Below are 24,275 nucleotides of genomic sequence, written 5' to 3' on the forward strand. Positions count from 1 at the left end.
CGTCCCGCCCGGCCGGAGACCCGGTGCCGCCCCGGCCGCGATCGCCCACATCCCGCGCGGCCCCGCTTCAGAAGTAGTGACGCAGGCCGACCGTCGCGCCGAGCTGCGTGGTGCTGGTGCTCGGCGCCTGCCCGTTTACGCCGACCAATTGCGCGCCGACCAGCCCGCCGCGGTAGATCGCGTAGTCGACTTCCGCATAGAGCATGCTGCGCTTCGACAGGCTGTAGCCGGCGATCACCTGGAACTGCCGCGCACGGCCGTCGAAATCCGCCGTATAGCCGGACTGCTGCGTCCACCACGCGTTGACGGCCGCCGTGAACGCCGACGTGAAGCGGTAGGTGAGCCCCGCGAGCGCCATCTTGCGGCGGCGGAACCCGCCGGGCACGGTCGGGTCGACGACCTGCGCGGGCGAGATGATCCCGAGCCCCGCCAGATCGGTCGGGCTGAACGGGCCGTTCTCGAACGACGTGAAGTCGTTGTCGCGTGCGTTCTCGATGTAGCCGGCGTTGACGGTCGCGTTGCCGATCGTCACCGAGCCGCCGCCCGTGTAGATGTCGAATTTCCCGTGCGTGACGTCGTCCCAGCTGCGCATGAACGATGCGCCGACCGTGAACGGCCCCTTGTCCGGCGCATATGCGGCGGCCGCGCCGAGCTGGCCGCCGCGCACGCCGCCGCCCGCGTGGCCGCCCGGCGCGTATTGCGCGAGCAGGTAGAAGCTGCCGAGCTGCGCGCCGTACTGGATCATGTTGCTGGTGCGCGCGCCCGCGAGCATCGTCTGCTCCGGCTTGAACAGGTTGAAGTACGGGTCCTGCGGGCCGGCCCACAGGTTCGAGCCGAAGGTCAGCGACGCCATCTCGAACGGCACGTTGTACTGGCGCCCGAGCGAGAGCTGGCCAAGCGAAGTGGACGTCAGCCCCACGTACGCGACCTGGAAGAAATTCGGCGAGCCGGCCGGCACGATGGCGCCGCTGTTGGGGCCGAAGTGGCTTTCGACGTTGAACTGCGCGGACAACCCGCCGCCCAGATCCTCATTGCCCTTGAGGCCCCAGTAGCTTTCCGTCAGGCCGCCCCCGTCGGCCATCGAGATCTTGCGGCCCGTCGACACCGGCGTGCCGTCGGCGCCGTAGGACACGCCGTGCGTTTCGTAGCGGATGCCCGCATCGATCACGCCGTACAGCGTCACGTTGCCTTGCGCGTGCGCACCGGTACCGGCCAGGACCATCATCGCGCAGCACGCGGCGCGAACGCTATCGTGACGATTCATTCTTCTGGACTCCGCATCGAACTGGGGACGGACGGCTCGCGCCGCCGGGAACGACTGTAGAAAGCCAAATTTGCGCGGGCCAAGGCCGCGGCGGCCATTCTCGTGGTGCGTCGCGGCCACGGCATGGCGCACTGCGGTCAGGGCGCCGCGCCGGCCACGGCAGCGGGTGCCGCGCGGCGCAGCGCCAGCCGCACGAACGGGGCGGCGGCCAGCACGGCCACGCACAGCACGTGTGCGACGCGCGTGCCGCCGAAGCGGCCGAGCAGCGCGCCCGACAGCGCGGTGCCGATGCCGGCCGCGAAGAACGTGATGACGAGCGTGCGCGCGACCAGCGAGCCGTCCGGGTCGACGTCGGACAGCATGCCGGTGAGGAACGGCACGATCACGAAGAACGCACTGTTCAGCACGAACTGGCTCAGGAAGTACGCGCTGCCGCCGCGCGCGCCGAAGAACCATTCGATCGACGCGATCATCGTGAGCTGCGCGGCCCAGATCAGCGCGAGGCGGTGCCGGTGGCTGGCCGGATGCGACGGAATCGCCGCGCCGACGAAGCCGAGCAGGGACGACACCGACAGCCGCACGCCGATCGTCGTGGGCGACAGCCCGGCACGCTCGCCGACGAAGCCGGCGATCGCCCATTGCGACGCCTGCACGCCGTAGACGAGCGCCGTCACGACCCAGATCGCGATCACCGGCCGCCACGGCAGCGTGCCGGCGCGCAAGCGGGCCTGCGCGGGCGCGCTCGCGAACGCGTCGATGCCGCGGATCGCGGGCGCCAGCACAGCGACGACGGCGGCCAGCAGCGCGAACACCCAGCGCCCGAGCCACGCGGCCGGCAGCGCGGAGATCAGCACGAGGATGCCGCCGTTGACTATGCCCGCGAGCAGGTTGATTTGCCCCCACAGGCGGTCGGTCGATGCGCGCTGCGACACGCCGGACGCGACGACGACGAACAGCATGCCCTCGAACAGCCCCGTCATCCCGCGTGCGAGCGCCGCCGACACGATGCCGGGCGCGACCGCGCCGAGGGCCTGGCCGGCGATCGTGCCGATCAGGCCCGCCAGCGTGAACGGCCGCGCGGCGCGCGCGATCCGGTGCGACAGCAGCGCGCAACTGATCGCGATGCCGAGGATCTCGGCGCTGACGAGCGCGGTCGCGGTGCCTTCGTCGAGCCGGAAGCGCGTCATCACCGCCGCGACGAGGAACGGCGACAGGATCAGGCCGTTGGTGGCGGCCGCGAACGCGAGCGCAAGGCGGACGACGGCGCCGGTCGACGGATCGGGACGCGACTGCGCGGCCGCGTGCGGCGTGGCTGTGCTCATGAGGCCTCCTGGCTGGATCGCGGCCGGTCTTGCGCGACGCCGGCCGTTTCGTGCATCGGGTGTATCCCCCGGCGGGCCGGCGTGGCGCGAGCGGTGGCGCTTGCGTTTGCGCCTGCGCTTTGCGGCAGGCCGAACAGCGTACGCAGGTACGGCGTCAGGAAGCGGCCGTGCGGGTCCATCCGCTCGCGCAGCGCGAGGAAATCGTCCCAGTGCGGGTAGCACGCCGCCAGCTCGGCGGCCTTCATCGCATGCACCTTGCCCCAGTGCGGCCGCCCGCCGTGATTGCGGCAGATGGCCTGCACGCCCGAGAAATACGCGTCGAACGGCATCCCGCGATACTGGTGCGCCGAGATGCGTACGCTGTCGCGCCCGTAGTCGGGGCTCAGCCAGATGTCGTCGCCGCGCACCCAGCGGTATTCGAGCGGGAACATCAGCGGGAAGCTGCGGCGCGCGATGAATGCGCGGATTTCGCGCAGCGCGTCGGCGCCGCGGTCGGCCGGCACCGACCACTCCATTTCGTTGAAGCGCACGCGGCGCACCGTCGACAGCATCGCGTAGCTCGCATCCACGTGCCGGCCGGCCGACACGGTCGATGCGCACAGCCGGCTCAACGGCGGGCACAGCGCCGGCACGCGCCGGCCGAGCCCGCACAGCGCGCCGAACACCGTGTTCTCGAGGAACGACTCGGACGCGCGGCTCGCCCAGTGCACTGCGTCGGCCGGCTCGTCGGTCATGTCCCACGCCTTGGTCAGCACGGTGTCCGTGTGCGGGAACCAGTAGAACTCGAACGAGCGATGCCTGGCGATCAGCGTGTCCGCCTGAGCGAGGCAATCGTCGAGCCGCATGCCGCCGCGCTCGAGGCGCAGCTTGAACGCGGGCACGAGGCGCAGGCCGATCTCGGTCAGCACGCCGAGCGCGCCGAGCCCGATCCGGCCGCCGGCGAACAGCTCGGGATGCGTGTCGGCGCTCGCGCGAATCTCGCTGCCGTCCGCGCACATGAAGGTCAGGCTGTCGATCTGCGTCGCCAGGTTGCCGAGCGTGATGCCGGTGCCGTGCGTGCCGGTGCTGGTCGCGCCGGCGATCGACTGCACGTTGATGTCGCCGAGGTTCTCCATCGCGAGGCCGTGCGCGGCGAGCGCCGGGCCCAGCGCCCACAGCCGCGTGCCGGCATGCACGCGCGCGACGCGCCGGTCGCGGTCGACGTCGATCACGCCCTGCATCGCGTCGAGCGACAGGATCACGTCGTCGGTCTGCACGAGCGGCGAGAACGAGTGCCCGGCGCCGGCCGCGCGCACGGTGGCGCCGGCTGACGCCGCTTCGCGCAGCACCGCTGCGAGCGCGGCGTGCGACGCGGGCGTCGACACGGTTGCATCAGGACTGCAGACATATCCCGACCAGTTACGCCACATGGCATTGTCTCCGTGGTTGTCGATCGAATGAGGTGAACGGTTTGAGCGACGGGCTGCGCGGCCCGCTAGAAAAAGCTCTTGCCTTCGCCGCGATAGGTGGGCGCCTCGCCGACCACGCGGCCGCCGCGGATCAGCAGCAGCGTGTTGAAGCGTTCGCACAGTTCGCCGGCCTTCGCGTGGCGGAACAGGATCGGATCGCCGATCGCCGGTGCGACGCCGCGCGGCACGCGCACGGGCGTCTGCACCTCGCCCGCGCCTTCGTTGTCGATCAGCGTGCAGCCGGCCGGCAGCCACGGGCGGGGCAGCCGGCTCTTGCCGGCCGGGCCCGACGCGATATAGCCGCCGCCCGAGCAGGTCACGATGCCCGGCTGCGGAATCCGCACGACCGGCAGCGCGAAGCCGGCGGCGGGTTGCGCATGAAACGCCGCATAGTGATCGAACAGCGCCGGCGCGTAGAGGCCGGAGCCGGCGGCGAGCTCGGTGACCGACGCGTCGCCCAGCGTGCTTTCGAAGCTGCCGGTGCCGCCGCCGTTCACGAAGCGCAACGTGTGGCCCGCCGCCGCGAGCGCCTGCACGGCCGCGTGGCGGCGCGCGTTGATCTCGCGCGCCGAGCGGCGCTTCAGGTGGCGCACCAGCGCGTTGCGCGCGCCGCTGCCCGGCTCCGTGTCGGCCACGCCGGCGATCTGTCCTTCGTAACCCATCAGCCCGTCGAGCCGCACGTGCTGCCGCTCGCCGATGCGGTTCGCGAGGGCGAGTGCAGCGGCCACGTCGCGCACCGGCGAGCGGTACATGCCGAAATACAGGCCCGGATACGCGGACGACATGTCGAGATCGATCGCGAGCGGGATCGTCACGCTTTCCGCGCGTGCGAGGCGGTCGATCGCGTCGACCTGGGCGGCATCGTCGACCATCAGCGTGATCGAGCGGCCCCGCCCGAGCTGCGGGGCCACCGCGCGAAGGTCGTCGGCCTCGACGGTCGGATAGGCGACGACGATGTCGTCGAACCCGCCGTCCGCAAGCCACGCGGCTTCCGCGGCCGAATAGCACAGCAGCCCCTGCATGAACGGGCCGGCGGCGAGCACCGCGCCGATCAGTTCGCGCGAGCGTACCGATTTCGTCGCGAGTCGGATCGGCAGGCCGCGCGCGCGGCGCTTCAGGTCGGTGAGGTTCGCGTCGAGGCAGTCGAGATCGACGAATGCGGCGGGAAGGCGGCGGCCCGCGAGCGCGTCGCGGTAGGTCGGATAGTCGTGGACGGCGGCGGGTGCGCGATGCGGAAGGTCTGCACGGCTCATGGAACGGGCTCGGCTGGGGTGGGGTGTGTGCCGCGCCGACCGTTCGGCGCGTGTCGGAAACCAGCATAGGGCCGGCCAAAATGACGACCAAGCGCTCAGCGGGTCGTTCGGCGGGTCTTATCCGGCCATCCGTATCGGCCACGCGCAAGCGTGAGCGTCGCGCCCCGTGAAGGTGGATCGCTGCTTGCTTGGTGTCGCGGCGCACATCGCGTGTGCCGGCGCGAACCGCCGCCGGACGGGCACGACGCTCGACATCACGCGCGTGCCGATGCGACAACGAAATGCGTTTCAAACGTCTTGCCGGCCATCGCCGCTGCGCGCAGGTTTAGTGCCCGCGTTCTAGTGCCGCTTTTGACTGCATGCCGGATTCGACCTAGAACCTACTCGCGGATGCACCGGCGAAGAACGGCATGACGTGACGAGGAGGCGACGTGAAGAAGAACAGGGCACTCTGGCGGCGCACGGGCGCGATCGCGGCGATCGGCGTGGCCGCCGTCGCGATCTGGCGATACGAAGCGGCGACACCGGCGCAAGCCGCGTCGTCCGGCACGCCGGTCGCGACGGCGGGCACGCGGTCCGGCGCGGCCGATACGTTCGGTACCGGCACCGGCGCCGCGACACCGGGCCCCGAGGAGCGACGGCTCGACGTCGACGCGCTGCGCCGCAGCCTTGCCGGGCGCCCCGATGCGGACGCGGAAGTGAAGCGCATCGTCGCATTCGCGCGCTTCCGCGACGAGGTCGCCGCTTACGGCGATCGCCGCAACAGCCTGCCGCCAACCGAGCGCGACGCGCTCGCGCGCCGGATTCTCGACGAACTTCCCGACCACGTCGCGCGCAACGAGATCGTGCCCGTGCAGGCCGAAGCGCTGAGCGCGGCGCTGCTGACCGACACCGAAGCCGACCCGGCGACGCGCGGCGCGGCGATCCGGTCGATGCGCGCGCAATGGGACACCTATGCGCAGCGGACGGTCGGCCCGTCGCCGGCGCAGGACCCGCGCTATCTCTCGTACGAACAGCAGAGCCGCGACGTCGTCCGGCAGGTTCAGGCGAGCATTCCCGATCCCGACCAGCAGCAAGCCGTCATCGCGCAACGCCTGCAGGCGCTGCGCGTCCAGCTGTTCGACGGCGCTTCACCGTCCGGCGTGCACTGAGCGCCGAATCCGCGCGGCCGGGGCGGCGCCCGGCGGCCGCGTCATGTCCATCGACAAGGAGGGGAGATGTCCACAGCACGATGCCTGCTGAGCGCGGCCGTTGCCGCGCTGCTCGGTTGCGCGGCACTGAACGGTCACGCGGCCGATACGACGATGCCGGATCCGTCGGTTCCTTATTATTCGTGGTACGAAGTGACGTTGCCGGAGAGCACCGGTGCATCGTGCGGCAACGGCACGCCGATGCGCTTCTACATCAATCGCGCGCAGTCGGACAACCTGCTGTACATGATGGAGCCGGGCGGCGCGTGCTGGGACTACGGCACCTGCACGCAGACGTCGACCGGTGCCGAGGCCGGCCTCGGCGGCTTCAACCCGGACGGCATCCCGCACAACTACATGAACGGCACCGCGAACGAGAGCCTGCTGTCGTCGTTCCTGTCGCCGCTGCTGACGCGCATGGATCTCGCGCACATTCTCGTCGGCGAGCCGAAGGTCGAAACGCAGCAATGGACACAGGTTTTCGTGCCCTATTGCACCGGAGATATCCACATGGGCAGCGCGGTGCGCAACTACACGTCGCCGTCCGGCGACTGGCGCCTGCAGCACTACAGCGGGCTGAAGAACATCCAGGCCGTCGCGCAGTGGCTGACGTCGCACGGCTTCGGCAAGCCGAACCGGCTGCTCGTGTACGGGATGAGCGCGGGCGGCTACGGCACGCTCGCGAACTACGCGACGCTGCGCAACACGCTGCAGCCGCAGGCGCACAGTTCGCTGCTCGACGACGCCGGCACGGTGTTCAACACGCCGTTCGATGCGGACGCGGCCACGCATCCGTCGGTCGGCCTGTACGACCGCGTGCGCACCGAGTGGGGGATGACGGGCCCCGACGGGATGATCACCGTGAACAGCCGCCTGACCAGCCGGTTCGACCCCGGCAACATGGGGAGCGCGTACGCGGCGCTGTCGGCGACCTTTCCGCATGATCGCTTCGGTTTTTCCAGCTACCAGCGCGACAAGATCATCGCCGCGTATCACTATCGCGCGTTCGTGCCGGCCGTGATCGCTGCGCCGGACGACGCGACGAAGGACGCGCTGTCGCTCGCGATGTTCGGGAAGGAGCTGGACGGGCTGAAGCAGACGCTGAACCCGTTGCCGAACTTCGGCTACTTCATGCCGTGGGCGCGCAACGACTTCATCGCCAACCATCAGGTGACGGCGGTCAGCTTCACCGGGTCGGGGATCCACGAGAACGGCACCGACGCGGATATCGGCACGTTCGTCGACAACCTGCTGAACCAGCAGGACCCGGCCGAGACGCCGGTGATGAAGGCGTTCCGCACGCAGCAGTGGTCGGATTTCACGTTCTCGACGTTTCTCGCGTGGATCGACAGCGTGTTCAACCTGACCGGCGAAGCGGGGCCGATCTCGGGGCACCGGGCGTGAACGGGTGACGGAGGCGCGGCGCGGTGCGCTGCTCTGCGCCGTGCCGACGTTGCGCCGGGCGCGTGCGTTCAGTACGAATCGTCGTCGAAGCGGGACGATGCCGGCCGGCGCTTCATCTCCTTCAGCCATTCCCTGACGTTGTCCGGGTCGTCGAATTCGCGCACCGCGATGGCCAGGTCCTGGTTGCTGCGCTGCATGCCGGCAATGTCGCGCGTCAGTATCCGCATGACCGTATCGGGCGCGATCTTGACGGACGATGCGATGCCGTAGGTTCGGCGGAAGTGGGTTTCGACGTGCCGGATCTCCTGGTCCAACTCGCGCACCTGTTCCTCCAGGATGCCGTTGTAGCGCATCAGCCGGTCTTCGCCGAGGCCGTCGATCGCGCGCCGGTCGATCTGCTCGATCTCGAGCTGCAGTTCCAGCAGTTGCAGCAGGTTGCCTTTCGCATACGCGTGGTTGACCCGCTGCATCAGTACGGTCTTGCGTTCCTGTTCCTTCGGATCGGTTTCGCGATCGGGATGCAGCACGCTCGCGAGCTTGCGATAAACGTCGCGGATCGACTTGCTCGATTCGGCCTGCTCGGCTTCGCGTCTCGCTTGCGCTGCCGATTGCCGGGGCGTTTTCTTGCGTTTCGCGCGCTGCGCCTCGCGGGCCTCGTGCTCGGCCATGTCGCGCCTGAACTGTTCGTCCAGCTCGGCTTGCATGCGCTCGGCGAGTTCGTCGGGCGACAGCGTGTCGAGATCGTCTTCCGGCGCGGGGGCCGGCGCCGGCTCCGGTGCCGGCTTCGGCCGTGCGCGATCGGCTGCCGTACGGTCGTCGTCGCCGGATGCGCGGTGCCGGTTGTAGATGATCTTCAACTGCGCGTCGTCGCTGACGTCGAGCAGGTCGCGCGCCATGTTCGCGATCACGTCGGACAGCGTGCGCTGCTCGGCCTTGCTCAAGCCCTTTTGCAGGAACGCGTCGTCGAGCCGGTTGAGCAGGCTGATCCGCAACGCCGTCGCCGCCTGCTCGAGCGGCAGCAGCCCGTCGACGAATTTCTTGTGGAAGGCCGGCGTCACGGCGTCCCATGCGCCGAGGCGTTCGCGCCGTGTTTCGATCTGCTGGACGAGCGTATTGAACGTCTTATGGGCTTTCGACAGGCTGGCTGTCTCGTGGCCGGGCGCAATGACGACCGCGGCACCGCGTCGTGCGGTCATGATGAATGTCCTCCGGCCGCGGCAGGACGCGCAGCAGGCCGGTATTCTAGCCGGATGTGCGGCCGGCGGCGCGCAACGGCCTGCTTCGCCGGCGCTTCCGGCTGCGCGTTACGGCCGCGGCGCCGCGACCGCCGGTGCGCCCGCATCCGTGCCCGGCGTGCCGCCCGGCCCATAGGCGGCAGCGGCGTTGTTGCGTGCCGCGAAACGCTTGGCGGTCAGGCGCTCCTGCGCGGCGACGATGTCGCCCGGATAGTTGTCCCCGTTGCTGGCGACCGGGTCGTAGCCGACGGCTTCGAGGTCGAACAGTTCCTGGCGTACCTGCGCACGCGTGAGCGTCGAGTGCGACGACTGCGCGTACGACACGGCCGGCGCGGCGAGCAGGGCAGTCGCGGCAGCGGTGGCGACGACGACGGTGGCGATGATCGATTTCATGATTTCCTCAGACGGTTGCGTGGCGGTTCAGCGAACCGACGAAGCAAGTTTAGGAATCCGTGCCGGCCGGATAAATGCCGATTCCGGGTGAACTGTGTTTCCGGAATGCGCCACAGTGGGCGACAGGCGTGCCATGCCGCGGTGCCGCCACGTCGTCAATCGCCGAACAACTGCCCCTGCCCGGAGATCACGCGTTCGAAATCGTCGCGCAGGAACGGCAGGATCGCGTCGGCCACGGGCTGCAACTGGCGGCTCAGGTAGAACGCGTAGTCGATCGGCGAGCGCATCGTCTCGAGCGGCTCGGGGCCGGCCGTCGTCATCACGTAGCTGATCCAGCCGCCGCGCTGATATTGCAACGGCCGGCCCTGCGCGTGGTTGAACTCGTCGGCGATCCGCGCCGCGCGCACGTGCGGCGGCACGTTGCGCTCGTATTCGCGCAGCGGCCGGCGCACGCGCTTGCGGTAGACGAGCTGGTCGTCGAATTCGCCGGCCAGCGTGCGCTGCACGTAGTCGCGAATGAAATCCTGGTAGGGCTCGCGGCTGAACACGCGTCGATACAGCTCGCGCTGGAACTGCTGCGCGAGCGGCGTCCAGTCGGTGCGCACCGTTTCGAGCCCCTTGAACACGAGATCCTCGCCGCCGTCGGCCGCCGCGGCGAGGCCCGCGTAACGCTTCTTGCTGCCTTCTTCCGCACCGCGCACGGTCGGCATCAGGAAGCGGCGGTAGTGCCGCTCGTACTGCAGCTCCAGCGCGCTCTCGAGCCCGAAGTGGTCGCGCAGGTGCGCGTGCCACCAGCGGTTCACGTGTTCGACGAGCGCGCGGCCCTTGGCGCCGGCTTCATCGTCGTCGTGCGCACGGCCGAGCCACACGAACGTCGAATCGGTATCGCCATAGATCACTTCGTAGCCCTGCGCTTCGATCAGCTCGCGCGTGCGGTGCATGATCTCGTGCCCGCGCATCGTGATCGACGACGCGAGGCGCGGGTCGAAGAAGCGGCAGCCCGTCGAGCCGAGCACGCCGTAGAACGAATTCATGATGATCTTCAGCGCCTGCGACAGCGGCGCGTTGCGCTGCCGCTTCGCATCGTCGCGGCCTTCCCACACGCGGCGCACGATATCGGGCAGGCAGTGTGCGGTACGCGAGAAGCGCGCGCCGAGAAAGCCGGGCACCGATGCGTCGTCGCCGGGATTCGCGAGCCCTTCGATCAGCCCGACCGGATCGATCAGGAACGTGCGGATGATCGACGGATAGAGGCTCTTGTAGTCGAACACGAGCACCGAGTCGTACAGCCCGGGGCGCGAATCCATCACGAAGCCGCCGGGGCTGTTTTGCCCCGTCACGTCGCCGAGGTTCGGCGCGACGTAGCCGAGCCGGTGCATGCGGGGCAGGTACAGGTGCGTGAAGGCCGCGACCGACCCGCCGGTGCGATCGGCCGCGAGGCCCGTCACGCTCGCGCGTTCGAGCGCGAAGGACAGCAGGTCCGCCTTGTCGAAGATGCGCGTGACGAGCTCGCAGTCCTTCAGGTTGTAGCGCGCGAGCGCCGGCTTGTCGTGATCGAAGCGGCGCTGGATCTCGTCCATCCGCTGGTACGGATTGTCGATCGACTTGCCTTCGCCGAGCAGTGCCTGCGACACGTATTCGAGGCTGAACGACGGGAACGTCCACGTCGCGGATTTCAGCATGTCGATGCCGTCGAGGATCAGCCGGCCGGCCGCGCCCGCGAAGAAGTGGTCCGGCTGCTGGCCGTGCGCGCGCCAGTCGAGCACGCTGCCGCCGCGCCCGAGCTTCAGCGGGATGCCGTATTGCTCCGAATGCGCATGCAGGATGCGCAGGTCGAACTGCACGAGGTTCCAGCCGATCACGGCATCGGGATCGTGTGTTTCGAACCAGTCGTTGAGCCGCGTGAGTATCGCGGCGCGGCTGTCGCAATAGTCGAGGTCGAAGTCCCGCGTGCCTGCGTCGCTGCCTGCGTCGCTGCTTGCATCGCCGTTCGGCGGGCCGAGCATGTAGACCTGCCGCTGCCCGCAGCCTTCGAGCGCGATCGAATACAGCTCGCCGTGGACGCTGGTTTCGATGTCGAGCGACACGCAGCGCAGGGCCGGGCGGTAGCCGGTCGCGGCTTTCAGCTCGGTGCCGGTCAGCGTGCCGTCGCGGCCGGGCCGGCCGCGAAACTGCACGCATGCCGTGATGAAGCGTTCCATCGCGTAGCGGTCGGGCGGTTGCACGTCGGCTTCGTAGACGTCGACGCCGGCTGCGGCGAGGCGCTTTTGCAGCCCGGACAGATGGCGATAGCGCTTGCAATAGAGGCCGACGACGGGGCGCTGCCGGAAATCGCGCAGCGCGAGCGGGCGCAACTCGGCGTCGTGCTCGCCCGCCAGCGCGCGTTCGGCGAGCGCCTGCTGTTCGGCGGGGATGAACGCGACGGCTTCCTGCGGGCGCAGGCGCACGCGGCGCGGACCGTGTTCGGTTGCCAGCCAGAACTCGATCTCGATGCCGGATGCGGTGTCCCGCCAATGGCGGGTGAGGATGAAACCCTGCTCGAACGCCGTCAAAACGCTTGCTCGTCGTGAATGCCCAGGCGGCGGATTTTAGCGCTTGAATGGCGGCCGTGCCGACGGGCGCGCGCGTGGCAACAGGTGGCAGGAAGCCGGCGGGCGTTGCGCGATCTTCCGCGTGCCGGCTGGCGCGCGACGGAAAGAAGGCGACTACTCGCGCCGCAGCGTTTCGAGCACGGCGGATGGCGGTTGCCGGCACGCGCCGTAGCCATTGGACTGCAGCCTGGGCATCATGCCGACGACGAAGTCGATGAACGTTCTCACCTTGGCCGGAACGTGGTTCCGGCTGGGGTAGTAGACATATAGCGGGAACGTCTCGTCGCACCAGTCGGTCAGCACCGGCTCCAGTGTGCCGGCACGCAGGTGCATGTCGATTCCAAGGTCGATCACCTGGGCGATCCCGAAGCCTGCAACGCAGGCGCCGATCTTGGTGCCCGCATCCGTGACGGTCAGGCTGCCGGTTACGGCTACTTTCACTTTTTCGCCGTCACGCCAGAATTCCCAGTCGAAGGGGCGGCCGGTAGCCGGGTCGATGGCCAGGATGCATTCGTGGCCGTCGTCGACCAGATCCTGCGGCGACCTCGGCCGGCCGCGTCGCTCCAGGTAGGACGGCGCGGCCACCGTCAGCACCCGCGGGCTGTACAGCCTTCGACAGACCAAGGTGGAAACGGATGGGGGGCCAAAGCGGATGGCGAGATCGAAGCCGTCGCTGACGAGGTCCGAGAGGTCGTTCCGGGTCTCCAGCTTCAGGTGCAGAGCGGGGTGTTCCTTCATGAACCGGGCCAGCTCCGGCGCGAGCACAAGGCGGGCGAACGCGGCATCGCACGCCACACGGAGCGTGCCGCTGGCGACCGAGGCCTGGCCGGACGTGCCGGCGGTCGCCTCCTCGATCCCCTGCAGTAACGGCAGCACCTTCGACAACAGTTCGTGGCCCGCGTCCGTCACTTCGACGTGCCGGCTGGTGCGATGCACGAGCTTCGCGCGCAGGCGATCCTCCAGCCGCTGGATCGCGCGACTGACCGCGGGCTGAGTCTTGCCGAGGCGGGAGGCCGCTCGACCGAAGCTCCCGGATTCGGCCAGGGCCGCAAGGACAAGCAAGCCGCTTACCAGTCCTCCGTCGAGGTCTTCCATGATCCATGTGTTCCTGTAATGGCAGCGATAACCGGGTCGCCGTAGCCGAGGGCGGGGGCGATCGCTCACTATACGAGCGGTTCACTATCGAGGAAAGCCAGCCATGACCCAGACCCAGGCCGTAGTCGCGTTGATCGACGACTACTTCAATTTGGCTTATGAGCCGAAGAGCCGCGACTTCGACAAGGTTTTTCACCCGAGCTGCATGATTCAGTGGCTCGATGAAGGCCGGTTTCGCACGCTGGCGTCGCACGAGTATGCGGCGCTCATCAACGGGAGGCCGAGTCCGCGATCGACCGGCGCGCCCAGGGACGAGGCGATCCTCTCGATGGCGCATGTGTCGGACGGCCTTTCAACGGCGACGGTGCGGGTGCGGATCGGCAACCGGCTCTTCAACGATCACTTCGTCATGCACAAGGTGGACGGCAGCTGGTTGATCGCAACCAAGGCATCCGCCGTGGTGCGTACGTTCGACTGAAGCGCCGCGCGGCAGATGCGCATCGGGTTCCCGGGTTTTTTGCGCCGACGAAATGCGGTGTCGCGGCATCGACGGGGTGAATCCGTATGGGACCCTGCTCGAACGCTGTCGAGACGCCCGCTCGTCGTGGATGCCCGGGCGGCCGATTTCAGCGCTTGGGCGGGGCAGTGCCGGGACGGGGTGCGCGATACCGTTCCGGCATCCGGGCCGATGATCGTAAGATTCGGGCTCGATTGAACCCGTCAAGGATCATTGAATGAAACTCGCGATTGATCGCGTCGCACGTGTTGCCGGCTGCGTCGTCGTTGCGGCCTGCCTGTGTGGAAGCGGGCGTGCGATATGCGCTTCCCCGAAAGTGAAGGCATTGCCGGCGACCACGGAAGCCAACTGGATACAGGCGGTCAGGCAGCATCGGACAAAAGATGGCGCAACGGTTGCCGAAGTGCTGGCCTATGCGGAAAAAATGCGGCCGCGCATCTTCAAGGCCGGACGATTCGAAGTGGGTTACAACGGCGCGACCGGCGTCGCCGGCTCGGTTTCGATCGGCTACTGGATCGGAACGAAGCGCGCGCCGGACGATGCGTTCGTCGATCTCGGATATTCGATGTCGCCTGACGGCCGCGTGATGCCTGTCTCGCCGGACGCGCACACGGCCACGGCATTGGAGAGCGGACGGAAGGCGTTTCTGCGTGCCGTCGACGACGCCTATCGGGACACATGCCTGTCCGATCCCGATCATCCGCCGGCATGCTGATGAATCCGGCCCGATTGACGTCACGGAATCATCATTCGTAGAATCGCCGGTCAAGAACAACATCATTCTGAGAGAGGCGCCATGAATGCGCACCGCATGATGGAAGCAATTGCGGAACGGCCGGCTCGGCAAGCATTGCTTGTCGCGTTCAATTCCCGGCTTGGCAATCGTGCTCCGATTCCCCACCGCAGGGCCGGGCAGTCCTGCATCGGTCGCGATGACGTGCCGACACATCGCGCAAGCTGCGTGGGAGCGCATGACGCATGCCGACCTGACTTCGCCAGCCTCGCTTCCAGTCGTCGCTGGTGAAAGCCTCCATGCCGCAGTCGACCGGCCTGTCGCTCGACCTGAGCGAAGGCAATCGACCGCAAAACCGCACGCATCCACTGATCCCGATTGAATCCGGCTCGCTGTCGCTCGTCCTCGGGCTGCCGGGGCGGGCCCTTCTGCGCGACACGCTCGAGGGTCTTGGCCGGACAGCCGGTTCGCCGGAAACGGTCGCAACCGGTGTGTCGCCCCGATTGGTGCCGTGGGTCGTTGCCCGGAAGCACCGCACGAAACGCACACGCGCATTTTCCCGGCGGATGCCCGGCCGTCCTGTTGCTGCGGGGATGGCGCGGCTGTTCGGTTTGCCTGGAAGTGCGGCGCCGCACGCATTGCCGATGAACCCATTTACCCCGGACTCCCCATGAACGCCTCCTCCCGGCAAATTTCTTTACCCGGTATCGCCGCGCTCATCGCGGCGGTCATTACCGCGGCGCAATTTCTGATCGGCCTCTACGTGTGGTCGACGAAGTCTTCGCCGTCCGTGAATATGCTGGCCGTGCAACTGTCCACTTTCATCGGGAGCCTGGTGTTTCGAAGCGGCCTGGTGTTCCTGATCGTCCGCTGGCACGGAGAGTATCGGGACCAGCTTGCATTCCGTCGCCCCGCGTTGCCGCTGACGGCCTTTGCGTTGTGCCTGCTGGTCTGGCAGGTCGTGCAGGTACTGGTATTCCAGGCGCTCGTGGGCATGTTGCGCGGCGGTTCCCTGAGCCTGACGCACATCGTGACGCTCATCGCGCCGGTGAATGCCGTCCTCTATGCGCTGGTCGCCTGGCTTGCGTGGTGGTTCGTCACCCACCTGTTTCGCAACGACGCGTTGCAAGGGGCGCCGCGCGGCAATGCGCGGCGGCGCATTGCGGGTCTCGCGGCCTGGTTGTTTGCCAGCGTATTGCTGCTCTTCATGACGCAGGCCGTGATGATCCTGCTCGACTATTTCGACGACGATCTCAAGCTCGTGATGCTGAACTACGTCGGGGGGATCGTCGTTCCCGCAGCGATCGTCTTCGCAGGCGCGATGCTCGGCCTGCCTCGCGATCTCGGTCGACTGCACGTCCGGCGTCTGCTGGGGGCGTCGCTTGCGTCGATGGCATCGGTCCTGCTGCTGGCTTATGCGGTGCTGCGCCTCGTGGGCGACGTGCTCGGAATAGCCAGCCTGATGTCCGGCATCATGCCGGTCGTCGTTCTCGCCGCAACCGGCGCGGCCTACTGGGTGTGGTTCCGCGTGTTCTATGCCGCTGCGCGTCGCGAGACCGCTGGACCGTCGCAAGGCATGCCGTCGGCGTGAAACCCGCAAGCGGATATGGCGTGATCCGCGTGCACGACGAGACGACCCGCGGCGATTCGGCAGCGTGCGCATCGGCGCACGCACCGGCGCCCTACACCCACGCGACATCCTGCTTTAAGTGCTCTGCCCGTTGCGGCCGCTGATACAGATATCCCTGCGCGTACTGAATCCCGACCGTCTGCAGCGCGCGATGCTGCGCTTCCGTTTCCACGCCCTCCGCGATGATCTTCAGATCGTAGTGATGCGCGACGGACGCGATTCCCTCGATCAATCCCGCGCTGCCGCCGTTCAGTTGCGAGACGAACTGGCGATCGATCTTCACGTAGTCGAACGGAAAACGCGACAGCATGTCGAGATTGCTGTGATGCGTGCCGAAATCGTCGATCGCGAATTTCGCGCCTTTCGCTCTCAGCGCATGGAAGATCGCGGTGGTCCGCGCGTTCTTCTCGAGCAGGATGCGCTCGGTAACTTCGAGCACCAGCGTGAAGCCGGGCGGCAGTGCGCGAATCGCATTCTCGACGATGGACACGAACCGCGTGCGCTCGAGATCCTTCGGCGCGATGTTGACGGCGATGCGCAGCGGCATTGACGGCGTCAGTGCGGAGAGTTCCGACACGGCGGTCCGCAGCACGAATTCGGTCACTTTCGGCAGCACCGCGCTCGATTCGACCTGCGGGATGAACACCGCCGGGCTGATGGCCCCCCACTTCGGATGCTGCCAGCGCAGCAGCGCCTCGACGCCGACGGTCCTGCGCGTCCCGACCTCGACGATCGGCTGGTACACGACATGGAGTTCGTCGCGCCTGAGCGCGTTGCGCACGGCCTTCAGCAGCAGCCGGCGCGGCGCCATCGCCAGCAGGTAGGCCGCCATCACGAGGCCATCCGCCAGCAGCACGATCGTGATGCCGATCAGCCGATAGTGATGCCGAACCTGCGACGCGTAACGCGTGGATGCCGCAACCGACACCGTGAACGGCCAGCGGGGCGACACGATCGTGCTGCCGCGTGCGGGTTCCGCGGCCGATTCCGGCGCAAACTTCCCGTACTGATCGAGATGGCCCGAACCCGCGATCGACAGCGTCGCGGTTTCCGTCCCGTAGCGGGCACCGTGCGCGAGTGCGTCGGCCACGTAGTCGCCTTCGACCAAGTAGAGCACGCCCGCGCCGGGCGCGGTGGCGTAAAACACGGGCAGCACCGGGATGCCCTGCTGGAACGGCGTCTGGCGCAGCAGCGTGACGAGCGTCGAACCCGGTTCCGGCTCGTGCGTGTACGCGCCCAGCGGCAAGTCGATTGCTCCCAGCGCCGACGAGCACATGACACGGCCGTCGTACACCAGCGCGACGGCGCGCAGGTAGCGCAGGCGTGTGCCTATCTCGGCGAGCGTCCGGAATACCGTCGCGCATGGCCGCCCGACGAGTGCGGTGAGTTCGTCCACATGTCGCAGGCGCGCGCCGTCCAGGATGCGGTCGACCGATGCCACGATGTCGTTCGCCACGACGCGTTCATGTTCGATGACGGTATCGCGCGCATAGCGGTCGGCAAGCGCGATCGCGAATACCGGCATGAGTACGCAAACGATAACGGCGACGAACAAGACGACCCGCGGCCAGGCGCCGCTGCGCTGGAAAACTGGTTTCGAGCCTGGCGTGAACGCCGACATTCCCGCGGTCGCCTTTGGTGTTGTGTGTTGGGAGAGGCAAGTCGAACCGGTCGATACATCGACGGCACGCCTGCGTCATGCGCGCCGCCATCTCGATGCGATCGATTCTAAGGTCGCGACGGACATCCGTGACGGCCTCGTCGCAATTGGCCGTTCATTCCGAGGCTTGCCTCCATGAACATGCGCATCCGGCGCATATGAATTGGCGGAACGTACCGAAAAAATCCCCGGCCGCATGGTCTTGCGGCCGGGACGAAAAAACACCGTCTCTTGGCACGAGGATGGTGCGCGGCAAGTATAAGATGTGACGAGAGATTACGAAATATTGTTATTCAACAATTGGTGTAATTTTGTCATTGTGTCTCGACAGGAAACATTCTTTCGGGATGCTGTCTTTGCCGACCTGCCCGCGGCCCCACGTTCGGTCGCCGCGCGATACGGTCGCACGTCTCGCCGGAGCTTCGGGATGGAAGAAAATACCGTGCCCACGGTCATCGTGATCGATGGTGCAGCCGCAGCCGACGGCGGTTCGCTGTGGATCCGGATCGACGTAAACGGGCAGGCCCGCAATTACGTGCTCGATCGCGCGCTCGCTTCGCGCGGCACGCCGCGCTACAACACCATCAGCGGCGCACAGGGTCCGCTTTCGAAAGGCGAACGAAATGAAGCGCTTGCGCTGCTGCGCAGCATTGCCGACCCCGCGATGTGGGCCGGCATGGTCGGCACGTTCACGCAGGTGCTGCAGGCGTCCGAAGATGAGTGAACGATGCGGTGCCCGCGCGTCGCGCGGGCCGCGTTCAGAAATCGTCGCGCATCTTGCGTAGCAGGTCACCGCCCGACTGATGCGTATCCACGGCGGTGAGGACGTCGGTCAGGAACCACGGCAGGTTCAGTTGCGTATTGGAATCGCTGACGCATACGCGGATCGGCGGCGCCTTCGACGGCGAGCGCGCGTCGGGCGTGGCGCTGCGGGACGGCACGCAGTTGTTCGCGTGCGCTTGAACGGGCGCCGGCCCGGCGCTGCCGGATGTTGCACCGGCGGCTGCCGGCAAGCTGACGGCGGCAAGCAGGGTCAGGACAGCGACAGCGGCAACGCGTTTCATGGGATTCTCCGGCGATGCTCGTTCGACCGCGCGGGTGGACGCGAGTTCGTCGGCGGCACGGTTGCGCACCGCGCTCAGCCGCGCGCGACGCTCGCCGCCCGCGCAGGTTGCCGGCTGCGCCACTGCTGCGGCGATTCGCCGGTCCAGCGCCGAAAGGCGCGCGTAAATGCGCTGTGTTCCGAATACCCGAGCAGCCACGCGACTTCCGCGAGGGTCAGCCGCGGATCGTTCAGGTGATCGATCGCGAGCCGCCGCCGCGTGTCCTCGCGCAGTGTCCGGAAGTTGAGCCCGAGTTCGGCAAGCCGCCGATGCAGCGTGCGCGACGACACATGCAGGTCCGACGCGATCTGTTCGATGCTCGCTTCGCCTTGCGTCAGCAGGCGCGCGACGGCTTCGCGCACCGACTGTTCGAGATCGTCCGTCTGTCGCAGCTCGGCCAGCAGCGCGCTTGCCTGGCGTTCCATCATCCGCAGCAGCGCGTCGTCCGGTTGGCGCAGCGGCTGGGTGAGCAGGTGCAGCGGGAACGCGAGGCGGTTCACCGGCTGGCCGAACCGCACCGGGCAGCCGAAATAATCGACGTAGGGCCGATCGTCGCCGGGCGACGGGTGCACGAAGCAGACTTCGTCGGGCCCGTCACGCGTGCCGGTGATGTTGCGTGCGAACTGGACGATGGCCGTGAGCGCGACTTCGTCGACGAGCGGGCCGAGCGGCTCGGGCGCATCGTGCCATTCGATCGCGACCGACGCCGCCTCGACGCGCACTTCCATGCGCGCGACGTTCGCGATCAGGTGCTCGTATTGCTGCCAGCGCGCGAGTGCGGCGCCGGCATCGCGGCACGCATGCAGCGCGTAGCCGAGCGCGCCGAGATGGGCGGGCGTGATCCGCTGGCCGACGTGCAGGCCGAGCAGCGGATCGTCGAGCACGTGTACCGCGCATTCGAGCAGGCGCCGCCAGTGCGCGCTCGCGTACAGCGTGAGCCCGCGGTCGTCCTCGGGCGGCCGCGCCTCGCCCAGCACGCGCGCGGCATCCTTGCCCTGCTCGGACAGATAGTCGAACAGCAGCCGCACGTAGGTGCTCGAGTAGTAGACGCGCTGCGTCGAAAGCGGGGAGGCGGCGGGCATGGCGGAAAGTGTCAAGTAATCGTCGGCAAGTGTCAACGCGCAGCGACCCGCGCGCGACCATACTGCCGGCCAGTTCCTGACCGAGGCTGCGAACATGCCGACCGAGTTGATGACGTGGCTCCATGCGTTCCTGGGTAACGACGTGGACTGGAAGCAGGTGTTGCTGATCGGCATGACGCCGGTCTTCCTGATCGCGTTCGCGATCGAATACGCGGTGATGACCGGGCGCGGGCGCCGTGAACCGTTTCGCTGGAAGGAGATCGTCGCGAACCTGTCGCTCGGCGCCGGCTATCAGGTGGCCGAGACCGTGATGGGGCTCCTGTTCACCGGTGCGATCTTCGCGTGGGTCTACCGGCACCGGCTGTTCGACGTGCCGGTAAACGGCCTCACGATCGTGCCGATCTTCGTCGTCGTGGAATGCTGCTACTACTGGTTTCATCGCACGTCGCACCGCGTGCGCTGGTTCTGGGCCGCGCACGTGCCGCATCACAGCGGTGAAGTGATGAACTTCACGACAGCGATGCGGCAGTCGCTGCTGAACGCGTTCGTCGGCGTGTTCCTGTTCTACCTGCCGCCAGTCTGGTTCGGCATCCCGCCCGCGGTCGTGCTGTTCCTGCTCGCGGTCGATCTCGTGTACCAGTACTTCGTGCATACCGAAGCGATCGGGCGGCTGCCGCGCTGGTTCGAGTACGTGTTCGACACGCCGTCGAACCATCGCGCGCATCACGGCCGCAATCCGCGCTATATCGACAGGAACTACGGCGGCGTGCTGATCGTCTTCGATCGCCTGTTCGGCACCTATGTCGAGGAAACGGAGCCGGTCGACTACGGGATCACGCAGCAGATTCGTTCGTACAACTTCCTGGTGCTGAACCTGCACGAATTCGTCGACATGTGGCGTGACGTATTCGCGCCGGGGCCGATCCTGCAGCGGCTGAAACATCTGTGGATGCCGCCCGAATGGGAGCGGCCGGGGCATCGGCCGATCCATACGTGGAGCGTCGAACGCAAGGGTGAGGGGGAGGCCGGGCCGGGGCCGCTCGTCACGCCAGGCGACGACGCACCGGCATCCGGGCGCAAGATCGTACAAGCCACCCCGACGCGATCCGGCTAACCTGCGTGCTTTCCTCGGCGAAAGGCGCGGCGGCGATGACGAAGAAAGTATTCTGGGACGATCCGTACCGGACCACGCTGGATACCGTCGTCACGCACGTCGACGGCGAATACGTGCGGGTGGACGCGACCATCTTCTTCGCGTTTTCGGGCGGGCAGGAAAGCGACTCGGGTTCGCTCGGCGGCTATCAGGTCATCCACGCTGAAAAGCAGGGTCTCGACATCGTCTACACGCTGCCGCACGATCATTCGCTGAGCGTCGGGGATCGCGTGACCTGGCGCATCGACTGGGTGCGGCGGTACCGGCTGATGCGTCTGCACTTCGCGGCGGAAATGGTGCTGCAACTGGTCTACCGGCTCCGGCCCGGTATCGAGCGCATTGGCGCGCATATCGGGCCGAACAAGGCACGCGTTGACTTCGCGAGCGACACGAGCCTGTCGCTGTTGTTTCCGGAGATCGAATCAGCTGCGGCCGATCTGTCGATGCGCGACCTGCGCATCGTGACCGACTTCAGCGATGTCGACGCGCAACGCCGCTTCTGGACGGTCGACGGCTTCGCGACGACGGCGTGCGGCGGCACGCATCCGGCGTCGACCGGCGAGATCGGCATACTGACGCTCAGGCGCCGGAATACCGGGAAGGGCAAGGAGCGGATCGAGGTGATGCTGGTCGAGCCCAGTATGGCCGGCGGGCGGGTTGCGTGAGCGTCGGAAGTGCATGCCCGACAGGGTGAGCGCCGCCGCCGATACGCGATTCGCCTGAGTCCGAGTTCTGCGCATGTATATTGGCGATCCATGCATCGAATGGCCGGCGATTTCGCGCGGCCTCGTTTGCAGGTCACCCTGCGCACGCATCGCCGACTGTCCGGATCGCGGCGCTCGCGGTGAACAATCCAGCGCAAGCATAAAAAAACAGCGAACATTCCGAGCCCGCACATGAGCGATACCGATATCGTGTTTCAACCGACGGTGGACGATCTGGTCCACGCTTACCGCCTGAATCTTTGGCGCAGATATAACTGGAAATATCTGCTCAAGGCATTCGCGATCACGTCGATAGCGTACGTCGTCCTTTTGTTCGGTGGTTTCCGGGTGGCAAGCGGCGCGTTTCCGGATTGGCGCAATGTCTGGTGGATGGCGGGAATCGCGGCGGTGGTCACGATCGGCGTGCCGCTGCTCAACCATCTGCTGTTGCGTCGTGCCGCTCGCAAGATCTACAGCCAGCAAAAGACCCTCCAGCAGCCGCACACGGTCATCTGGCGCAGCGACCATTTCGTGGTCGAATCCCCGACCTCGCACGAGGAATTTCGTTTTGCGGATCTCGTTCACTGGAGCGAGGATCGTTATGTGATCCTGCTTTGTCAGTCGGCGGTGATGTTCCGCCTCATCCCGAAGCGGGTGCTCGCGGCGTCGCAGGTGGACCTCCTGCACCGGACGCTGCTTCAGAACGGCGTCCGCAAGATCTAGCAGGCAGGCGCGCGCATGTTGAAGCCCGGGCGATATGCATCGTCCGGGTGTCGAAACGGGCTTGTCGCGCGCGGCGTTGCCTGCATCACGTCACTGATACCCGTAACACTGCTTCAACCCTGCGTAGTCATAGAAGTGACTGCCCGGCGTGAGCTTCGCGCCATCGCACGCAGCCTGGAAATCCGTTTCGCGCTCGTTGTACAGCATCTTCACGATGAGCCGCGATCCGTTGCGATAGACATCCCACTGCATGTTCGCGGCCATCGGCGACACCTGATCGCCGCGCCACGGGTTGTTCGCGTACGTGTACGTCTGCGCTTGCGGCGTCGGCACGAATACGTTCTTCAGGTTCATGATCGACGCGAACGGAATCATGATCTCCGCATGCGTGAAGCGCAGCTTCGCGGCGCGGGTCAGGTCGCCGCGCGCGATCGCATCGACTTCGCCGAAGAAATCGTCCTGCAGCACCTTCGCCATCCGGTACGTGACGGGGTTCGCTTCCTGGACACCGGGCCCCTTCTGGTAGTAGTCCTCGGCATCCTGCAGATACGCGAGATACTGCGCCTGCTCCGCGCCGATGTACTTCTCCATCGTGACGCCGCCCGTTTCCGCCGTCATCGCGGGCGCGACCTGCAACAGGTTGTACAGCACGTTCACCGCATCGACAGCCGTCGCGATCTTCGTCTTGCCGTCGCCCTTCAGCGTGTTGGTGAACTTGCCGTCCGCCGACGTGAACGCATAGGTGCCCGTGTTCGCGAACGTGTAGCCGCTGGTGCCGAGCTTCGCGATGAATGCCTGCGACACGAGCGCGGACAGTACCGTTTGCGCGACGTCGGCCGCCTGCGGCGCGGCCTTGATCGCGTTGAGCTTCGCGGCTACCGCCGCGTCGTTCGCATAAGCCTGGTAGGCCTGGTTCGCCTGGTAGGTCGCGTAGTACGGATTGCCCGTATCGGTCACGAGGTCGGTGGCCGGCTTCAGCGAGTGGAAGTACAGCAGGAAACGGTTGGTGCCGGCCGGCTGCACGACCGGCGCGCTCGCGGGATAACCAGCCGGCGCGGCCGGCAGCGTGATCGCCGGGGCCAGTGCCGGTTGCGCGGCCACGAGCGACGCGGAGAAAAAGGTCGAACTGTCGACCGCGCGGTCCTGGCCCGAGTTGACGACGACGATCTGCCGGTTCCCGGCCGAGAACAGCGCGGGCAGCCGCTGCGCGAGGCGCGCGGCGAGTTGCTGGTGTTCACGGATGCCGGTTTGCGTGAGGTTGCCGTACCCGGGCGTGGAGATGCCCGCCACGCCATAGCCGAGCAGCGCATTGGCTTTCATCATCGCGTACGTATCGGCCTTGAGCTGTGCGCCGAGCGCGGTCAGGGCGCCGTCGGCTTCGGCCTTGACCAGCATCGCGTAGATCGCGCCGTCGTACTTGAAACCCGACAGCCCGCGCGAGCCGTGGCGCGCGACGAGTTCGGTGTAGACGGGCGCGTAGCCGGCGGGCGGTGCTTCGTACGTCGCGGCGTCCTGCTGCGGACGGTATGGCGTCTTCGTCTGGTAATAGGTCGCGGGTGCCGGCGTGGGCTGGGGTTGCGGTTGCGGTGCGGGCGTCGAGCCGCTGTTGTCGGCCGAGGCCGCGGGCGGCGTCGAATCGTCCCCGCCGCAAGCGGCGAGCAGCAGGCAGGTAACGGCGAGGGCGGCGGCGGTGCGGGTCGGGCGTGTCATCGTGGTGTGCAACGGGCGGGACGATGCGGTTTCGCGTCGTCCCGTTTCCGGGAGGGATGGGTCAA

Annotated in this window: 23 protein-coding genes; 11 read left to right on the forward strand and 12 right to left on the reverse strand. The window is 67.3% G+C overall.

The window, feature by feature from the left end; translation table 11 throughout:
• Positions 1 to 67: 67 nt before the first annotated feature.
• The 4 genes from ABY44_RS34425 to ABY44_RS34440 form a co-directional block, all read right to left on the reverse strand.
• On the reverse strand, positions 68 to 1,264 hold the full coding sequence (locus ABY44_RS34425) for a porin (RefSeq protein ID WP_060083031.1): 1,197 nt from the start codon (positions 1,262 to 1,264) through the stop codon (positions 68 to 70).
• Positions 1,265 to 1,401: 137 nt separating this feature from the next.
• A complete protein-coding gene (locus tag ABY44_RS34430; RefSeq protein WP_060172401.1) occupies positions 1,402 to 2,586 on the reverse strand; it encodes an MFS transporter in 1,185 nt (394 codons plus the stop codon).
• Positions 2,583 to 3,995 carry a D-arabinono-1,4-lactone oxidase gene (locus ABY44_RS34435; protein WP_060172399.1) on the reverse strand — a complete coding sequence of 471 codons (1,413 nt, stop codon included), beginning with the start codon at positions 3,993 to 3,995 and terminating at the stop codon, positions 2,583 to 2,585. The genes ABY44_RS34430 and ABY44_RS34435 overlap by 4 nt, the downstream gene beginning before the upstream one ends.
• Positions 3,996 to 4,060: 65 nt before the next feature.
• Positions 4,061 to 5,287: an amino acid deaminase/aldolase gene (locus ABY44_RS34440; protein WP_060172397.1), complete on the reverse strand. Its 1,227-nt coding sequence runs from the start codon at positions 5,285 to 5,287 to the stop codon at positions 4,061 to 4,063.
• 431 nt (positions 5,288 to 5,718) lie between these two features.
• On the opposite strand from ABY44_RS34440, the gene plcR reads away from it, so the two are divergent.
• Together plcR and ABY44_RS34450 are read left to right on the forward strand one after the other, a co-directional pair.
• Positions 5,719 to 6,438: a phospholipase C accessory protein PlcR gene (gene plcR, locus ABY44_RS34445; protein ID WP_060172395.1), complete on the forward strand. Its 720-nt coding sequence runs from the start codon at positions 5,719 to 5,721 to the stop codon at positions 6,436 to 6,438.
• A gap of 66 nt (positions 6,439 to 6,504) precedes the next feature.
• On the forward strand, positions 6,505 to 7,881 hold the full coding sequence (locus ABY44_RS34450) for a pectin acetylesterase-family hydrolase (RefSeq protein WP_060172393.1): 1,377 nt from the start codon (positions 6,505 to 6,507) through the stop codon (positions 7,879 to 7,881).
• Positions 7,882 to 7,949: 68 nt separating this feature from the next.
• On the opposite strand, the gene ABY44_RS34455 is transcribed toward ABY44_RS34450, so the two are convergent.
• The 4 genes from ABY44_RS34455 to ABY44_RS34470 form a co-directional block, all read right to left on the reverse strand.
• Positions 7,950 to 9,077 carry a J domain-containing protein gene (locus ABY44_RS34455; RefSeq protein ID WP_060172391.1) on the reverse strand — a complete coding sequence of 376 codons (1,128 nt, stop codon included), beginning with the start codon at positions 9,075 to 9,077 and terminating at the stop codon, positions 7,950 to 7,952.
• A gap of 108 nt (positions 9,078 to 9,185) precedes the next feature.
• Positions 9,186 to 9,509, reverse strand: coding sequence for a DUF4148 domain-containing protein (locus ABY44_RS34460; protein WP_431643424.1), 324 nt, complete (start codon positions 9,507 to 9,509; stop codon positions 9,186 to 9,188).
• A gap of 155 nt (positions 9,510 to 9,664) precedes the next feature.
• A complete protein-coding gene (locus ABY44_RS34465) occupies positions 9,665 to 12,061 on the reverse strand; it encodes a DNA polymerase II (RefSeq protein WP_060172389.1) in 2,397 nt (798 codons plus the stop codon).
• 153 nt (positions 12,062 to 12,214) lie between these two features.
• A complete protein-coding gene (locus tag ABY44_RS34470) occupies positions 12,215 to 13,195 on the reverse strand; it encodes a LysR family transcriptional regulator (RefSeq protein WP_060172387.1) in 981 nt (326 codons plus the stop codon).
• A 103-nt stretch (positions 13,196 to 13,298) separates the two neighbouring features.
• Here ABY44_RS34470 and ABY44_RS34475 point away from each other — a divergent pair, with 103 nt between their 5' ends.
• The 4 genes from ABY44_RS34475 to ABY44_RS34490 all read left to right on the forward strand — a co-directional run bounded on the left by ABY44_RS34475 (position 13,299) and on the right by ABY44_RS34490 (position 16,036).
• The gene (locus tag ABY44_RS34475) at positions 13,299 to 13,673 is read left to right on the forward strand and encodes a nuclear transport factor 2 family protein (protein WP_027790038.1); all 375 of its coding nucleotides are present in this window, start codon (positions 13,299 to 13,301) and stop codon (positions 13,671 to 13,673) included.
• Between the two features lie 256 nt (positions 13,674 to 13,929).
• A complete protein-coding gene (locus tag ABY44_RS34480; protein ID WP_155637893.1) occupies positions 13,930 to 14,427 on the forward strand; it encodes a hypothetical protein in 498 nt (165 codons plus the stop codon).
• Between the two features lie 317 nt (positions 14,428 to 14,744).
• Complete coding sequence (locus tag ABY44_RS34485) at positions 14,745 to 15,119, forward strand: hypothetical protein (RefSeq protein ID WP_155637892.1); 375 nt, start codon at positions 14,745 to 14,747, stop codon at positions 15,117 to 15,119.
• Positions 15,116 to 16,036, forward strand: a complete 921-nt coding sequence (locus ABY44_RS34490; RefSeq protein ID WP_431643426.1) for a hypothetical protein — start codon at positions 15,116 to 15,118, stop codon at positions 16,034 to 16,036. The genes ABY44_RS34485 and ABY44_RS34490 overlap by 4 nt, the downstream gene beginning before the upstream one ends.
• A gap of 91 nt (positions 16,037 to 16,127) precedes the next feature.
• Here ABY44_RS34490 and ABY44_RS34495 read toward each other — a convergent pair whose 3' ends face one another.
• Positions 16,128 to 17,696 (reverse strand): EAL domain-containing protein, encoded by a 1,569-nt coding sequence (locus ABY44_RS34495; RefSeq protein WP_060172380.1) that lies wholly within the window; start codon positions 17,694 to 17,696, stop codon positions 16,128 to 16,130.
• Here ABY44_RS34495 and ABY44_RS34500 point away from each other — a divergent pair.
• Entirely contained in the window at positions 17,599 to 17,874 is a 276-nt protein-coding gene (locus ABY44_RS34500) for a hypothetical protein (RefSeq protein ID WP_185735979.1), read from the forward strand. The genes ABY44_RS34495 and ABY44_RS34500 overlap by 98 nt on opposite strands.
• A gap of 126 nt (positions 17,875 to 18,000) precedes the next feature.
• A complete protein-coding gene (locus tag ABY44_RS34505) occupies positions 18,001 to 18,459 on the forward strand; it encodes a hypothetical protein (RefSeq protein WP_431643428.1) in 459 nt (152 codons plus the stop codon).
• Positions 18,460 to 18,493: 34 nt separating this feature from the next.
• On the opposite strand, the gene ABY44_RS34510 is transcribed toward ABY44_RS34505, so the two are convergent.
• Both ABY44_RS34510 and ABY44_RS34515 read right to left on the reverse strand, forming a co-directional pair.
• On the reverse strand, positions 18,494 to 18,799 hold the full coding sequence (locus ABY44_RS34510; RefSeq protein ID WP_060172473.1) for a hypothetical protein: 306 nt from the start codon (positions 18,797 to 18,799) through the stop codon (positions 18,494 to 18,496).
• 74 nt (positions 18,800 to 18,873) lie between these two features.
• Complete coding sequence (locus tag ABY44_RS34515) at positions 18,874 to 19,920, reverse strand: AraC family transcriptional regulator (RefSeq protein WP_059695165.1); 1,047 nt, start codon at positions 19,918 to 19,920, stop codon at positions 18,874 to 18,876.
• A gap of 94 nt (positions 19,921 to 20,014) precedes the next feature.
• Here ABY44_RS34515 and ABY44_RS34520 point away from each other — a divergent pair, with 94 nt between their 5' ends.
• The 3 genes from ABY44_RS34520 to ABY44_RS34530 all read left to right on the forward strand — a co-directional run bounded on the left by ABY44_RS34520 (position 20,015) and on the right by ABY44_RS34530 (position 22,500).
• On the forward strand, positions 20,015 to 21,034 hold the full coding sequence (locus ABY44_RS34520; protein ID WP_060172376.1) for a sterol desaturase family protein: 1,020 nt from the start codon (positions 20,015 to 20,017) through the stop codon (positions 21,032 to 21,034).
• Positions 21,035 to 21,069: 35 nt separating this feature from the next.
• The gene (locus ABY44_RS34525; RefSeq protein WP_060172373.1) at positions 21,070 to 21,738 is read left to right on the forward strand and encodes an alanyl-tRNA editing protein; all 669 of its coding nucleotides are present in this window, start codon (positions 21,070 to 21,072) and stop codon (positions 21,736 to 21,738) included.
• Positions 21,739 to 21,969: 231 nt separating this feature from the next.
• Positions 21,970 to 22,500, forward strand: coding sequence for a YcxB family protein (locus ABY44_RS34530; RefSeq protein ID WP_027790029.1), 531 nt, complete (start codon positions 21,970 to 21,972; stop codon positions 22,498 to 22,500).
• Between the two features lie 90 nt (positions 22,501 to 22,590).
• Here ABY44_RS34530 and ABY44_RS34535 read toward each other — a convergent pair whose 3' ends face one another.
• The gene (locus tag ABY44_RS34535; protein ID WP_060172471.1) at positions 22,591 to 24,210 is read right to left on the reverse strand and encodes a histidine-type phosphatase; all 1,620 of its coding nucleotides are present in this window, start codon (positions 24,208 to 24,210) and stop codon (positions 22,591 to 22,593) included.
• Positions 24,211 to 24,275 lie beyond the last annotated feature (65 nt).

Origin of the sequence: Burkholderia sp. ZZQ-2, from assembly GCF_050768715.1 — a bacterium.
In the GTDB taxonomy this organism is placed as follows: domain Bacteria; phylum Pseudomonadota; class Gammaproteobacteria; order Burkholderiales; family Burkholderiaceae; genus Burkholderia; species Burkholderia cepacia.

Excerpts from the sequence above, each read along its gene's own strand:
- ABY44_RS34525 (WP_060172373.1), top strand. The coding sequence starts at position 21,070 with ATGACGAAGAAAGTATTCTGGGACGATCCGTACCGGACCACGCTGGAT.
- ABY44_RS34535 (WP_060172471.1), bottom strand. The coding sequence starts at position 24,210 with ATGACACGCCCGACCCGCACCGCCGCCGCCCTCGCCGTTACCTGCCTG.
- ABY44_RS34530 (WP_027790029.1), top strand. The coding sequence starts at position 21,970 with ATGAGCGATACCGATATCGTGTTTCAACCGACGGTGGACGATCTGGTC.
- ABY44_RS34495 (WP_060172380.1), bottom strand. The coding sequence starts at position 17,696 with ATGTCGGCGTTCACGCCAGGCTCGAAACCAGTTTTCCAGCGCAGCGGC.
- ABY44_RS34450 (WP_060172393.1), top strand. The coding sequence starts at position 6,505 with ATGTCCACAGCACGATGCCTGCTGAGCGCGGCCGTTGCCGCGCTGCTC.
- ABY44_RS34485 (WP_155637892.1), top strand. The coding sequence starts at position 14,745 with ATGCCGCAGTCGACCGGCCTGTCGCTCGACCTGAGCGAAGGCAATCGA.
- ABY44_RS34440 (WP_060172397.1), bottom strand. The coding sequence starts at position 5,287 with ATGAGCCGTGCAGACCTTCCGCATCGCGCACCCGCCGCCGTCCACGAC.
- ABY44_RS34425 (WP_060083031.1), bottom strand. The coding sequence starts at position 1,264 with ATGAATCGTCACGATAGCGTTCGCGCCGCGTGCTGCGCGATGATGGTC.
- ABY44_RS34520 (WP_060172376.1), top strand. The coding sequence starts at position 20,015 with ATGCCGACCGAGTTGATGACGTGGCTCCATGCGTTCCTGGGTAACGAC.
- ABY44_RS34500 (WP_185735979.1), top strand. The coding sequence starts at position 17,599 with ATGAGTACGCAAACGATAACGGCGACGAACAAGACGACCCGCGGCCAG.
- ABY44_RS34475 (WP_027790038.1), top strand. The coding sequence starts at position 13,299 with ATGACCCAGACCCAGGCCGTAGTCGCGTTGATCGACGACTACTTCAAT.
- ABY44_RS34510 (WP_060172473.1), bottom strand. The coding sequence starts at position 18,799 with ATGAAACGCGTTGCCGCTGTCGCTGTCCTGACCCTGCTTGCCGCCGTC.
- ABY44_RS34470 (WP_060172387.1), bottom strand. The coding sequence starts at position 13,195 with ATGGAAGACCTCGACGGAGGACTGGTAAGCGGCTTGCTTGTCCTTGCG.
- ABY44_RS34460 (WP_431643424.1), bottom strand. The coding sequence starts at position 9,509 with ATGAAATCGATCATCGCCACCGTCGTCGTCGCCACCGCTGCCGCGACT.
- ABY44_RS34490 (WP_431643426.1), top strand. The coding sequence starts at position 15,116 with ATGAACGCCTCCTCCCGGCAAATTTCTTTACCCGGTATCGCCGCGCTC.
- ABY44_RS34515 (WP_059695165.1), bottom strand. The coding sequence starts at position 19,920 with ATGCCCGCCGCCTCCCCGCTTTCGACGCAGCGCGTCTACTACTCGAGC.
- ABY44_RS34430 (WP_060172401.1), bottom strand. The coding sequence starts at position 2,586 with ATGAGCACAGCCACGCCGCACGCGGCCGCGCAGTCGCGTCCCGATCCG.
- ABY44_RS34480 (WP_155637893.1), top strand. The coding sequence starts at position 13,930 with ATGAAACTCGCGATTGATCGCGTCGCACGTGTTGCCGGCTGCGTCGTC.
- ABY44_RS34435 (WP_060172399.1), bottom strand. The coding sequence starts at position 3,995 with ATGTGGCGTAACTGGTCGGGATATGTCTGCAGTCCTGATGCAACCGTG.
- ABY44_RS34455 (WP_060172391.1), bottom strand. The coding sequence starts at position 9,077 with ATGACCGCACGACGCGGTGCCGCGGTCGTCATTGCGCCCGGCCACGAG.